Below are 13,656 nucleotides of genomic sequence, written 5' to 3'. Positions count from 1 at the left end.
ATTTTGTAATATATATGGATAATGATGTAAAAATGACCGTAACTTTAGAAATTTTCTTGCGTTTAAATAATCGATTCGCTTCCGTCCGAGCGTGTTCATATGCAAGCTCGCAATACGTGCCGGCCCTTACATGTTCTGTCATCCATAGCCTTTTAAACTTACATAAGGGGCCAGCGCTACAGACGGCGTTAGAACGGTTTCAAGCGGACGAATACAGAAGAATAAGACGAGCAGACGCCTTTTATGAAAAAAGAGTGGAAAATTCCATATTCGATTCTTTATGACTATTATTTTCAAAATAAAAGTTGGTAAAGAAGGAATATGGCAACGGGACGATATCGGCTATAGAATGGCGATGTAGCTCAAACGTCGATTCAGCCGGTATGTGGCCATGAACATGTCACAGAAGGAGAAGGTGAAAGACGAGACGATGAGCAAACGTAAATGGATAGTCGCAGTATGCTTGCTTACGGTGATGCTTCTCTGCGGTGTCGCTGTAATATTCGGATGGATGCGTCCGTCATTGCCCGCTTATGCGGATGCAGATGGAGTCCAGATGAAGTTCAAAACCGAAGGCACAGAGTTTCAGGTGTATGACGAACATGGAAACTGGCAGACGATGTTTGCCAAGGGCGTCAACCTGGGAGCGACGGTACCGGGGCATTTTCCGGGCGAGATGCCAATTCGTGAGGAGGACTACCTGCGCTGGTTCCGGCAGATCGATGAGATGGGAGCGAATGTGATCCGAATTTACACGGTCCATAACCCGGTCTTCTACAAAGCGCTTGTGAAGTACAACCATGATAAGGGAGAAGACGCCCTCTATTTCATGCAAGGCATCTGGTCCCCGGAGGAGCAGCTGATTGAACGTCAGGATGCCTATGATCCGGAAATTGTCGAGATGTTCAAGCAGGAGATTGAAAAAGCAGTCGCAGCGGTATACGGGGACATCACATTGGAGGAGAAGAAGGGCAGCGCCAGCGGCAAATACACGGTAAACGCAGGCAAGTATTTAATGGCCTGGCATATCGGTACCGAGTGGGACCCGGCGATGGTCGACAATACGAACCGGCTCCACGAGGATATGCCGCGTTATGAAGGGGCCTACTTCTCGGCCGTGGAAGGAGCAAGTCCGTTCGAAAGCTGGCTTGCCTCGATGCTGGACCACACCGCTGCCGCAGAGCGGAAGTACGGCTGGGAGCACCCGATAACGTTTACGAATTGGGTGACTACCGACGTGCTGGAGCATCCCGGAGAGCCGCTGTTTGAAGAGGACATGGTGTCCGTGGATGCCAGACATGTACAGCCGGTCGACTGGGAGGCAGGTTATTTTGCTTCTTATCACGTGTATCCGTACTATCCGGATTTCTTCCGGACAGATGAGACGCTTTGGACGATCCCGGATGACAAAGGGGGCTACAACACCTACAAAGCGTATCTTCGCAGACTGAAGGCCGAATTCACGGACATGCCGATTATGGTTACCGAGTACGGGGTCCCATCCTCCATCGGAATTTCCCATTATGGGCCGGGAGGACGCGACCAGGGCGGTCATGATGAAATCGAGCAGGGCAAGGTGAATGTATCCTTGACTGAAGACATATATGAGGAAGGTTATTCCGGAGCCATCCTGTTCATGTGGCAGGACGAATGGTTCAAAAAAACATGGAATACGATGCCGTTTGAAATTCCCGATGACCGGCGTCCATTCTGGCTCAATGTGCTCACCAATGAAAAGATGTTCGGCCTGCTGGCCATGCAGTCCGGCAAGGATGGGGATATCGTCATTGACGGCGATTTGTCCGACTGGGACCAGCTTCCCGAGGAGGAGGTGCAGCTATGGGGCGGAGAGGCGCCAGGCATTCGCAGCATGCGTCTCACCCATGACGAAGCTTACCTGTATATCGGCATGGAGCTGGAGCAGCCCTTTGATCCGCAGCGGTCCAGATTATTCATCGGTGCCGACACCATTGAGGGCGGGGACGTGCCTGAGAAGGAGCTGGGCGGAATCCGGATGGACGGCGGAGGCCTCGAGGCTTTGATCCAGCTTGGCAAGGACAGCGAGTCCCAGGTTGCGATTGCTCCATCCTATGATTTTCACCAGCGTCTGTATGGCAAGGAAGGATACTGGATGCTGCCGGAAGATCCGGCAGAAGGGTCCAAGGACGACCCGAAGGTGCCGGGCGGAAGCTTCCATTCCTGGAAGCTCGCGATCAGCCTGCTGATGAATCCGCCGGATACCCGCTTCTCCCATCCCTTCCTGGATGAAACCGTAGGCCTGCTCAAGCGGGGCATCAGCGATCCCGGCTCGCCGGAATTCAATTCGCTTACGACGTGGCAGTATGAGGGAAATACCGTGGAAATGCGGATCCCTTGGATGCTCTTGGGCTTTGGCGATCCAAGCTCGCTGCAGGTCATTGACTACAGTCCGCTTGGGGACAACCGGGAATTCACCACCACAACCGCGGAGGGCGTACGGCTGATTCCGTGGATTGCAGAGAGAGCCGCCGATCCGGCGGGCGAAGAGGTGCCGGACATCCCGTCAGATGCCGCAAGCACCATCAATTTGCAGCATATTCCACTGTACACATGGGAGCCTTGGGAAACGGTTGGATATCAAGAGCGGCTTAAGAAAAGTTATTACGAGATGCAGGAGCTCTTCCAGCGGCTGCCTTAACGCCTATACCTAACGCTGCACCTAGATCCTATCAAAAGGAGGAACCATCCGGATATGTTTTCAAATATAGCCTTGGCTTATGGATTTATCTATATCTGTCTGGCGATGATCACAGCAGGCATTATTCTGTTGTTCTGCATGAAAATCAAGCATAATGCAGCCCTTCGCAAAATAGAGGCATACACGGCGAAGCATCGCGACTATTTCGTATACGTGCAGATGCATCTGCACGATGATGTCAAACTGCAGCTGCCCCCCGGCAGGCTGGACCGCATCGAGGCCGACGTCATCCAGGCCAAGCTGATGGAGTGGATTGAGCAACTGAAAGGGGAAGCAAGAGAGAAGCTGCTGCTGTTGTGCCGGGAAGCCGGTTTTGTTGAGCGGGACATTCGCAGCCTGTCCAGCTTCCGGAAGGGCAAGCGGATTGAGGCGGCCTACCGTCTTGGCGGGATGCGGGCATCGGAGGCGGTGCCGCAGCTGCTCAAGCTGCTCGCCCGCACGAACTATGGCCCGCTGGCGATCATCATCGCCAGGGCGATTGCGAAGAGCGCCGATCAGCCGGAGCAGATTCGAGACATGCTGCTGCAGCTGCTGGCCAGCGGCAAGCCGATTCACGCGCTGGCGGCTGACATATTGCTGGAGACGAGGCTGGATTCGGCAAGTCTGCTGCGGCGCTTCCTTGACGACCCAGAACCAGGGCTGGTCAAGGTGGCGCTGGTGGCGATGTGGGGGCAGGCGGTGCCAAGCGCCGTCCCTACCCTGGATCGGCTCGTCGGATCGAGCGAGAAGGATGTGCGGGCCGAGGCGGTCAAGCTGTACCTTAGCTCGAATCCGGTGCTCAAGGATGCGACGATTGCCCAATTGATGAACGATCATGAATGGGAGGTTCGGGCCGCTTGCGCGCAAGCGCTTGGCCGTCTCCATGCGGCAGGCAGCATTCCGCTGCTGGCTGAGGCGCTGAAGGACGACAATTGGCATGTGCGCAACTATAGCGCAGAGAGTCTGGCCCTTCTCGGTGAGCAGGGATTTGAGACATTATGCCAGGCGGCCCTTCACGGTACGGGCCCGGCGAGGGAGACTGCCCTGTACCGGATCGAACGGATCATGGCGAAGGAAGGGAACCATGAGGAAGTGGAGCAGATGGTGGATTTCAACAAGAAAAAGCTGCTGTATGACCGCTATTTCGGCGGGGCGAAGCCGAGCAAGCGCATCGGCAAAATGGCAGGGGTAGGAGGCGATTACACTGCTTAGGGACATCCTGCTCGTTTATGGCATGACGGCAATTTATTACGTCATGATCGTTAGTGCACTTTATTTTGTAATTATGATGCTATCTTTCAGAAATATTTGGAACATTTCCAGACGTGCTGCCTATTCGGCATACAACACATTATCCGGCTCCGAGCTCGTTCCGTCGGTGTCGCTGCTGGTGCCAGCCTACAACGAGGAGCTGACGATCACCGAGAACGTGCGGTGTCTGATGACACTCAATTATCCGAATTACGAGGTCATTGTCATCAATGACGGCTCTTCTGATGACACGCTGGACGTGTTGTTGAAGGAATATGAGCTAGAGGCTATTCCGAACCCTGAAATCCGGGGGCGTCTGGATACGCAGAGAATTCGCGGCGTTTACCATAATCCGCAGTATCCGCATCTGTATGTGATTGACAAGGAAAACGGCGGCAAGGCCGATTCGCTGAACGCCGGCATTAATCTGTCGCGCTATCCGCTCATCTCGTCGATTGACGCCGATTCTTTGCTGGAGAAGGATGCTTTGATCCGGATGGCGAGAATGTACATGGAAAATCCGGAGGAGACGGTGGCGATCGGAGGAGACGTTCGGATTGCCAACGGCTGCATCATTGAGAACGGAGCGGTCAAGGAAGTTTCGCTTCCCCGCAAGATGTGGCCCATGTTCCAGTCCATTGAGTATTTGAAAGCTTTTCTGGGCGGCCGCATCGGCTGGAGCCATATCAACGGTCTCATCATCGTCTCGGGAGCGTTCGGCATGTTCCGCAAGGATTATGTCATTGCCGTTGGCGGCTACCGTGGCGGATATCCGGGTGAGGATATGAACATTATCATCAAGCTTCACCGCTATATGCTGAAGAATAAAATTCCGTATCGTGTAGCCTTCTGTCCGGAAGCGGTGTGCTGGACACAGGCGCCAGACTCGTATCATATTCTCTCGAACCAGCGCAAACGCTGGGGCCGGGGAAACCTGAAGAACATGATCGAGAATCGCGACATGCTCTTCAACCCGAGATACAAGGTGATGGGCTGGCTTACGATGCCTTACAACGTCATTTTTGAAGCGCTGAACCCTTACTTCAGAATTACGGGCCTGCTGGCTCTGCTTGGATATGTGTTGATGGATATGACCAACTGGCATGTGCTGCTTGTATTCGGACTTGTCAATTTCCTGGGCGGCTACCTGCTCAGCATCGGGGCGCTGCTGCTGGAGGAGATGGCGTTCAGACGGTACAACAAGCTGTCAGATCTGGTGAAAATGCTGCTGTTCTCGGCGCTCAAGTTTGTGGGATACCACCAGCTGGGCGTGCTGTGGAGAGTGCAGGGCCATATTCAATATTTGCAGAACAACAACACATGGGGCACGATGACCCGGCAGAGCTGGAAAGAGAAGTCCAAGACAGCTTAGACCGCAGCCAGGCCCGGTTCAATAAGATATACATTCAATAATTAAAGAGAGGTGGAGTGGATCATGTCTCAAGCTACATTGCAGCGTGTACAGTCAACAGATTTATACGACGAGCTGGAACAAGAAGCTCGCCAGCATCGAGGCAGCGGTTTTGCGCTGATGTTTCTGTACAGCGCCGACCGTCTGAGCGAGATGAAGGATGCTGTCCGCGGTTATGTGGAGCAGCTGTCCGCATCAGGCGCACAAGTTCGGGAGGATGCGGCAATGCGGACGCTGGCGGTGACGCTGCCGGGCTATTCTCTGGATGCTGCCCATTATGAGGCGCTTCTGCTGAAGCAGCTGCTGGAGGAGCAGAGGTTGGGCGAGCCTCGGATTACGCTTGCTGCCCTGACAGAACCGCCAGCTTCGTCTGTGATCAAACAGATGGCGGAAGCGACTCGCCTGAGCACCAGCTCGGATATTTATATTTATACAGAGCAGGAATCTGAAAGGGGCCGCGGCCGGATATTGATCGTCGATCAGGATGCGGCCGTGCGCGAATTTCTGCATATTCGGCTGGCGATGCAAGGATATGAAACGCTGCAGGCTGCAGATGGCCTGGAGGCGCTTGACCTGATCGTGAAATGGGAGCCGGATCTGATGATTACGGAGCTGAACCTGCACGGGATCGACGGGCTGCCGTTCATTCATCATATCCAGCAGCTTGCGGTGAAGCATCCGCCCAAAATTGTGGTGCTGACGGAAAAACGGGTGGAGCAGACGATAAGCCAGTGCTTTGAAAGCGGCGTGGACGATTACGTAACGAAGCCGTTCTCGCCCGTCGAGCTCGACGCCCGCATCCGCCGCTGCCTGCAATAAATCGATAAGAAGCTTGTTGTCGCTAGTGCTGGAGCAATAGACTATACACATCCAATGGAGGTTGAGTGCTTGTGAATGAGGAATACAAAACGTTATTGAACGCAATTGAAAGCAAAAAGGCTGTTTTGGGTGTCGTTGGCTTGGGGTATGTCGGGCTGCCGCTGGCCGTAGAGATGGTGAAGCAAGGATTTACCGTGGTGGGTATTGATCTGGACGCGGATAAAATCGAACGTATTTACCGTGGCGAATCCTATATCACCGATATTTCATCCGAAGAGCTTGCCGCCTGCATCGATACCGGACGTTTCAAGCCGACGACCGATTACAGCATGCTCGCGGTCATTGATGCGGTCAGCATTTGTGTTCCTACTCCGCTGAGCGAGAATCAGGACCCGGATACCTCTTACATTACGATGGTGGTGGACCAGCTGAAGCGGTTCATGAAGCGGGGAGCGCTGATCACACTCGAGAGCACGACCTATCCGGGCACAACCGAGGAGCTGATTCAGGGCGAGATGGAAAGGCTTGGATACAAGGTTGGCCAAGACTTCTTCCTGTGCTTTTCGCCGGAGCGTGTCGACCCGTCCAACAGCCGGTTTAATACGCGGAACACGCCGAAGGTGATCGGCGGAACGACCGAAGCATGCCTGAAGCTGGGCGAGGCGCTGTACAGCCAATATGTGGAGACGGTGGTGCCGGTGAGCAGTCCGAAGGTTGCGGAAATGTCCAAGCTGCTGGAGAACACGTTCCGCAGTGTCAACATCGCCTTTGTGAATGAAATGGCGATGATGTGCGACCGCATGGGGATTGACGTGTGGGAGGTGATCAACGCAGCGGCGACGAAGCCGTTCGGATTCATGCCGTTCTATCCGGGACCGGGCATTGGCGGCCACTGCATTCCGCTTGATCCGATGTATCTGTCGTGGAAGGCGAAGGGTTATCGCTTCTACAGCAAATTTATCGAGCTGGCCCAGTCGACGAATGACAACATGCCTTATTATGTCATCAATAAAACGGCCACCATTCTGAATGAATACGCCAAATCGGTCAAACGGTCCAAAATTTTGCTGCTCGGCATGGCGTACAAGCCGGATATCAGCGATCTGCGGGAATCACCGGGGCTTGAGGTCTATGAACTGTTCAAGGAGAACGGAGCTGCGGTGGATTATTATGATCCTTACGCGACCTCCTTTGTGAACAAGCAAGGGGAGACGGTCCGCAGCATTGAATACGATCTGTCGGCATTCAGCCGGTATGACTGCATGGTGCTTATCACCAACCACAGCCGATTTGATTATGGCACCATCGCTTCCCTCGGGGTTCCGATCCTGGATACGCGGAATGCGTTTAAAGCACATGCCAAGCCGCATATTTATAAAATCGGTCATTCCGTCCAGCACATCCCTGAGCCTGGCGAGGCGGTATTAGCCTAAAAGAATGGAGGCGAGGAATGAAGAACGTATCGGCAAGGGCAAGGTTGTTCATCTTGGCAGGGCTCACCGGACTTTTGCTGCTCGTCCTTCTTCCTCTTCTTCTCCCTTCGCCTTCGGTGAATGAGAACAAAGCGACCTGGGTGTGGGAAGCGAAGCTGATCCGGAGCCAAGCCGAGGAGATCGTCTCCTTCAGTATGAATGAAGGGATCACGACGATCTTTCTGCAAATTCAGCAGGAAGTGCGGGATGAGGACTATCGCCGTTTCAATGCGCTTGCGCATCGGGCTGGCATTGAGGTTCATGCGCTGGACGGGCATCCCGAATGGGCCTATTCGCAGGGACTTGATGAGGGGATGAAGCTGCTCTCCTGGCTGGAACGATTTCACGCGGCATCCCGGCCGGAGGAACGGTTTGACGGCATTCAATTTGATGTGGAGCCCTATGTGAGAGAGCGATGGGAGCAGGAGCAGCAGCAGGTCGTCGCGGAATGGAGCATCAATATGTCGGCATGGGCAAGGGAAGCGTCCCGGCAAGGGCTATATATCAGCGCCGCGGTTCCTTTCTGGCTCGATAGGATTCCTGGCCCGTCCGGTTCCGGATCGTTCAGCCGCTGGATCATATCCAGAATGGATGCCATTGCCGTCATGGCCTACCGTGACGATGGGGAGCTGATGTACGAACTGTCCCGCCAGGAGCTTGAACAGGCGGATGAGCTTGGCAAGCAGGTATGGATTGGCATGGAGCTCGGCAACACGGACGAGGGCGACCATCTGACCTTCTATTCCAAAAGCGAGCAGGCGATGGAGGAGGAAGCACAGCGGGCGGCAACGCTCGGCAGCGGGCATCCGTCGTTCGCCGGTCTGGCCGTTCATCACTATCAGGCGTGGATGGATCGAAGGATGTCCATGGCGGAAGAAGAACGTTGATGTCAGTTGTGGACCCTTTGCTGCACCGTACTGAACATCACAAGCATACAAGAAATGTACATTGTTCATAAAAAAAACATAAAAGGCCGAAGACTGGCTCTTACCGAGCTGGTTTTCGGCCTTTTTTTGCGTGTACACGGGCTTTTTCGCGCATGGGCATGAAATGAAAATGAGCACCTTTATCATTTCTGCATCAATGACCCCTGACAGCATGCTGTCAGGCTGTATAGGAATTGTAGAGAAGCCGGTCGTATACTATGAGTCGCTATGTCAAACTTCCTAGGCTGGAAAGACGGCTCCGGTTACATTGACAGCATAGCAGGTGATTCTTTGGCGGTATATTCCATTTCTGAAATAAGTCAAAAGACGTGGTTATTGGTTGAGAGAGAGGCGTGGAAATGAAAGTTAAAGTAAAAGAGACAATGTTTTCAGGATTCCGGTTTTTAATATTGCTAACCATTATTCCGGTGTTTGGAGGATGCAGTCTGCTGGGCCATCCATCAGGCACGATCAAGGGCGAGGTCAAATCGCCGGCCCCGGCAGTGGAGCGCTATGAAGGGGATAAGAGCAGGGAAATTTCCTATGTGTACACGGCCCGAAAGGAGCTGTCCCTTACCTTTAATGGCATGGGGGACCAGAAGACGATGACAGCCCTGCTGGATGAGCTGGATGCACACGGGGTGAAGGCGACGTTCTTTCTCCCGGGCGTCAGGGTGGCGGAGGAGCCGGATATCGCCAAGGCGATTGCGGCCCGCGGGCATGAAATTGAGAATAATACGCTGAATCAGCTCGATATGAGCACGCTTGATTATGACGGCATATATAAGGAGATCCAGCTGGCTAACGAGGTCATTGAGCGCGAGACGGGCGTGAAGCCCCGCTATGTTCGCACACGATCTGGAGACTACCCAGAGGACGTTCCGCTAGCGGCTGCACATCTGGGAATGAAGGCTGTGGTCAGCTATAACATTAATCCGCGGGACCGTGACATGCAAAGCGCCGAGGAGATCGGGGAATATGTCGCCCGGTATATGACCCGGGGCGGTATTATTTCCATGAACACGGACATCAATCCGGAAGTTGTGGCCGCGGTGAAGTATATTGCTCAGGCAGCGGAAGACATTGGATACCGGCTGATCACACTGGATGAGCTGGTTGAGAATGGCGGCGAACGCAAGCCGCTTGCATCCATTCCGGGTTATGATGCGGCCAAGATCAACCCGGACTATCACGATGCTGCTTACGAGCTGGTGTATAAAGCGAGAACGGACCGCAAAGAAGTCGCGCTTACGTTTGATGATTTCGGAAGCGACAAGACGGTAACGCAGATTCTGGATATTTTGGAGGAGCATGATGTACAGGTAACCTTCTTCCTTCGGGCAAAAGGGGTGGAGGACAATCCGAACCTGGCCCGAGCGATGCTGGAGGGCGGCCATGATGTAGCCAACCATACCTACAGTCACCCTGTTGTCACGACGCTGACTCCCGAGGAACTGCAGGAGGATGTGGTCAAGGCCCATCAAGTCATCACCGAAGCGATACAGGAGCAGCCGGTCATGCTGTTTCGGCCGCCAACCGGCGTGGTCGATGATTTGCGTGCCAAGGCCATTGCGGCAACCGGCTATCCAATCATGGCCATGTATGACGTGACTACGCTCGACTGGGATACGAGCAATACAGCGGATGACATCGTGAACGGCATTATGACCAAGACGGAAGAGGGAAGCGTCATTCTGCTGCATATGCTGGATGGCCTTCATACGATTGAAGCGCTGCCGCGCGTGCTGACAGGACTGAAGGATAAGGGATATACCTTTGTGAAAATGGCGGATATGATCGAGCATCAGAGCGGTGCCAGGGAAAGGAATTAAAGATGGGACTATACAACAATATTGTGAACCGTACCGACAAGGTTGCGGTGGTGGGCCTTGGATATGTCGGGCTGCCGCTGGCCGTTGCCTTTTCGAAAAAGGTGGATGTTATCGGTTTTGATTTGAGCCAGGAGAAGATTGCGCTCTATCAGCAGGGCATCGATGCTACCGGCGAGCTTGGGGTGGAGCTGGCTGATAGCACCGTGGCGTTCACCTCCGATCCGGACAAGCTGAAGGAGGCTCGCTGCTTCATCGTCGCTGTTCCGACACCGGTGAAAAGCGGCAATGTGCCGGACCTGAAATTTTTGCGCGGGGCTAGCCAAATGGTCGGTCAAGCGCTGACTCCCGGATCGCTGGTGGTATTCGAATCCACGGTATATCCCGGGGTCACCGAGGAAGTATGTGCGCCGATTCTGGAAGAGGCGTCCGGGCTGCGTCTTGGCGAGGACTTCAAGGTCGGCTATTCGCCGGAGCGCATCAACCCGGGGGATCAGGTGCACCGTTTGGAGAATATCGTGAAGATTGTGTCTGGCAGCGATGGGGAGGCGCTGGATACGGTGGCCCGGCTGTACGAGCTCATTATCGAGGCCGGTGTCCACCGGGCGGAGAGCATCAAGGTCGCGGAAGCGGCCAAGGTGATCGAGAATGCCCAGCGCGATATTAACATCGCGTTCATGAACGAGCTGTCGATGCTGTTTCACCAGATGGAGATCGATATGAACGCGGTGCTGCGTGCGGCGGAGACGAAGTGGAATTTCCTCAAGTTCAGGCCCGGCCTGGTGGGCGGGCATTGCATCGGGATTGACCCGTACTACCTGACCTACAAGGCAGAGGATCTCGGATATCATTCCAAAATCATTCTAGCCGGCAGGCACATCAATGACGGCATGGGCAAGTATGTGGCGCAGCAGGCGATCAAGCTTGCCGTGAAGTATCGCCTGGATCTTCGAAACGCCAAAGTGGCCGTCATGGGGCTGGCCTTCAAGGAGGATTGCCGCGATATTCGCAATTCCAAGGTCATAGACCTGATTCGGGAGCTTCGGGAATACGGGGTTCAGCCGCTGGTAGTAGATCCTTATATCGAACCGGCACACGCGTATGAAGAGTTCGGCATCGAGCTGTCGGAGATGACCGATCTTCACAGCCTGGACATGGCCATTATGGCGGTGCCGCACCGTCAATTCAAAGCTTTATCCCTCGCTGATGTGGAGCGGATGTTCGGCTCGGCGGACGAACGGATTCTGGTTGATGTGAAGGGTGCCTATAACCGGGCGGAATGCGAGAGCAGAGGCTTCCGCTACTGGAGCTTGTAAGCTGATAGATTGGAGAAATTGCTGTGATATTTAATAAACGACGCCAAAAAATGAAAGAGGTTCTGACGCAGCCGCGAGCCGACCGGAGACGGTTGTCCTATGTACCGGACCCGGAGCAGATTCGGGTGTCGGCAGATCGAAGAGGCCGACATGTCCTGGATGCCGATCTGTCCGATACCGAATACTTGGAGAAGCTCCGGATGCTTAGCCTGCGGTATGCCGCCGACTTTGACGTGCTGGTGCAACGTGAAGGGCAGTGGAGGCGGCGTGAAGGCATCCGCGCACAAGCATCGGATATTTCGGCCACCGGGCTTCTCCTGAGGCTGCCGTCCGAACATCCGGAACTGAAGCCGGGGGACAAGATCAGGGCGAGGTTCAATATTCCGCCAGGCGCGATGCCGGAAGGCTTCGAATCCGGGGTGAAGATCGACGCGACGGTCGTGCGCAGGTTCGAGGCCCAGGGCGAGGCGGGACAAGTGGAATATATGCTGGCGATGGAGTTCGCGAAGCCGCTCACGGAATACATGCAGCGCAAGCGCTGGGGGTACTCGGTGTATTCCGCCAGTGCGCTTCTGCTCGGCACCGTGCTGTTCATTATGCTGCTTCGGACCGAAAGTCTGATCTATTTCAAATATAATATGGTGCTGTATTTGTACAGCTTGATTGCGGCGGCCTTTTTGCTGACTCGCTACCTGTTTGGCGCATTGTACCGGGATGTTCCGATTAACCCGAGCTATACGCCCGGCGTATCGATTATTATCCCATGCTTCAATGAAGCGGAATGGATCAAGCGAACGATTCTGAGCTGTATGAACCAGGATTATCCGGTCGATAAGCTGGAGGTCATCGTGGTGGATGACCGCTCGACAGACCAGTCGGTGGAGAGAATCAGGGATATGATCGAGACGATCCACAACGAGGCAGAGCGCTATGCAACGAAGGATCGGCTCTTCTATACAGTGCTGCCTGAAAATGCAGGCAAGCGGGCCGCACTTGTCAAAGGGGTGGAGATGGCGAAGCATGATCTGGTCGTGTTTGTGGATTCGGACAGCTTCCTGGACCCGACGGCGATCCGCCATCTGGTACAGCCTTTCCAGGACCCGAAAATGGGCGGTGTGGCCGGACGGACCGATGTGGAGAACAAATATACCAACTCCATTACGAAGCTGCAGACGGTCCGGTATTATATCGCGTTCCGGATTATGAAGGCTGCGGAATCGTGGTTTGACAGCGTCACTTGTCTGTCCGGGCCGCTGTCCTGTTACCGCAAGGATCTGGTGCTGAAGTATGCCGACGACTGGCTGAACCAGAAGTTTCTTGGCAAGCCGGCGACATTCGGTGATGACCGAAGCATGACCAACTTTATATTGAAGGAGCATCGCACAGGCTATCAGGATTCCGCGGTCTGCTCGACAATCGTACCTTCGCGGGTCGACGTGTTTCTGAAGCAGCAGATGCGCTGGAAACGCTCCTGGCTGCGGGAGTCGCTTCGGGCCGGCGGATTCATATGGCGCAAGGAGCCGTTCATGGCGCTGTTCTTCTACGTCGGCCTGATCGTTCCGATCGCCGCCCCGATCGTAGTTGCCTACAACCTGATGTATGTGCCGATTGTGCACGGCATCTTCCCGGGAACGTTCCTGCTGGGGCTGTTGATGATGGCGATGCTGATGAGCCTGGCCCATCTGCTGCTGCGCAAGAGCAGGCTGTGGATATTCGGTTTTGTATTCTGCCTGTTCTATGAGTTTGTGCTGCTGTGGCAGATGCCGGTCGCCTGGTTTACGTTCTGGAAGTCCACCTGGGGGACCCGGGACACGCCGCAGGATGTGGAAGCCAGACTGAAGAAAGAAGCGCGCAAGCGCAAAGGCGGATTAACCGGATAACGGCATCAACCGGTGTCCGAGGATATTGAAATGAGG

9 protein-coding genes are annotated in these 13,656 nt (G+C 54.4%); all 9 read left to right on the top strand.

Annotated elements, in window-relative coordinates:
• Window positions 1–430: 430 nt before the first annotated feature.
• On the top strand, window positions 431–2,677 hold the full coding sequence (locus MKX64_RS00575) for a hypothetical protein (RefSeq protein WP_095263421.1): 2,247 nt from the start codon (window positions 431–433) through the stop codon (window positions 2,675–2,677).
• Between the two features lie 54 nt (window positions 2,678–2,731).
• Entirely contained in the window at window positions 2,732–3,928 is a 1,197-nt protein-coding gene (locus MKX64_RS00570) for a HEAT repeat domain-containing protein (RefSeq protein WP_095263349.1), read from the top strand.
• Window positions 3,929–3,950: 22 nt separating this feature from the next.
• A complete protein-coding gene (locus tag MKX64_RS00565; protein WP_176475512.1) occupies window positions 3,951–5,339 on the top strand; it encodes a glycosyltransferase family 2 protein in 1,389 nt (462 codons plus the stop codon).
• Between the two features lie 63 nt (window positions 5,340–5,402).
• A complete protein-coding gene (locus MKX64_RS00560) occupies window positions 5,403–6,197 on the top strand; it encodes a response regulator transcription factor (RefSeq protein ID WP_341035204.1) in 795 nt (264 codons plus the stop codon).
• A gap of 71 nt (window positions 6,198–6,268) precedes the next feature.
• Entirely contained in the window at window positions 6,269–7,630 is a 1,362-nt protein-coding gene (locus MKX64_RS00555; RefSeq protein ID WP_341035203.1) for a nucleotide sugar dehydrogenase, read from the top strand.
• Between the two features lie 17 nt (window positions 7,631–7,647).
• Window positions 7,648–8,556: a hypothetical protein gene (locus MKX64_RS00550; RefSeq protein WP_341035202.1), complete on the top strand. Its 909-nt coding sequence runs from the start codon at window positions 7,648–7,650 to the stop codon at window positions 8,554–8,556.
• A gap of 398 nt (window positions 8,557–8,954) precedes the next feature.
• Complete coding sequence (locus MKX64_RS00545; RefSeq protein ID WP_341035201.1) at window positions 8,955–10,427, top strand: polysaccharide deacetylase family protein; 1,473 nt, start codon at window positions 8,955–8,957, stop codon at window positions 10,425–10,427.
• A gap of 2 nt (window positions 10,428–10,429) precedes the next feature.
• Window positions 10,430–11,740, top strand: coding sequence for a nucleotide sugar dehydrogenase (locus MKX64_RS00540; protein WP_341035200.1), 1,311 nt, complete (start codon window positions 10,430–10,432; stop codon window positions 11,738–11,740).
• Window positions 11,741–11,790: 50 nt separating this feature from the next.
• Complete coding sequence (locus tag MKX64_RS00535; RefSeq protein ID WP_155617462.1) at window positions 11,791–13,620, top strand: glycosyltransferase; 1,830 nt, start codon at window positions 11,791–11,793, stop codon at window positions 13,618–13,620.
• The last annotated feature ends 36 nt before the right edge of the window (window positions 13,621–13,656 follow it).

Origin of the sequence: Paenibacillus sp. FSL M8-0334 (genome assembly GCF_038000405.1) — a bacterium.
In the GTDB taxonomy this organism is placed as follows: Bacteria; Bacillota; Bacilli; order Paenibacillales; family Paenibacillaceae; genus Paenibacillus_AQ; species Paenibacillus_AQ campinasensis.
This window is presented reverse-complemented; position numbering and strand designations above follow the sequence as displayed.

Excerpts from the sequence above, each read along its gene's own strand:
- MKX64_RS00565 (WP_176475512.1), top strand. The coding sequence starts at position 3,951 with ATGACGGCAATTTATTACGTCATGATCGTTAGTGCACTTTATTTTGTA.
- MKX64_RS00575 (WP_095263421.1), top strand. The coding sequence starts at position 431 with ATGAGCAAACGTAAATGGATAGTCGCAGTATGCTTGCTTACGGTGATG.
- MKX64_RS00560 (WP_341035204.1), top strand. The coding sequence starts at position 5,403 with ATGTCTCAAGCTACATTGCAGCGTGTACAGTCAACAGATTTATACGAC.
- MKX64_RS00540 (WP_341035200.1), top strand. The coding sequence starts at position 10,430 with ATGGGACTATACAACAATATTGTGAACCGTACCGACAAGGTTGCGGTG.
- MKX64_RS00535 (WP_155617462.1), top strand. The coding sequence starts at position 11,791 with ATGAAAGAGGTTCTGACGCAGCCGCGAGCCGACCGGAGACGGTTGTCC.
- MKX64_RS00570 (WP_095263349.1), top strand. The coding sequence starts at position 2,732 with ATGTTTTCAAATATAGCCTTGGCTTATGGATTTATCTATATCTGTCTG.
- MKX64_RS00545 (WP_341035201.1), top strand. The coding sequence starts at position 8,955 with ATGAAAGTTAAAGTAAAAGAGACAATGTTTTCAGGATTCCGGTTTTTA.
- MKX64_RS00550 (WP_341035202.1), top strand. The coding sequence starts at position 7,648 with ATGAAGAACGTATCGGCAAGGGCAAGGTTGTTCATCTTGGCAGGGCTC.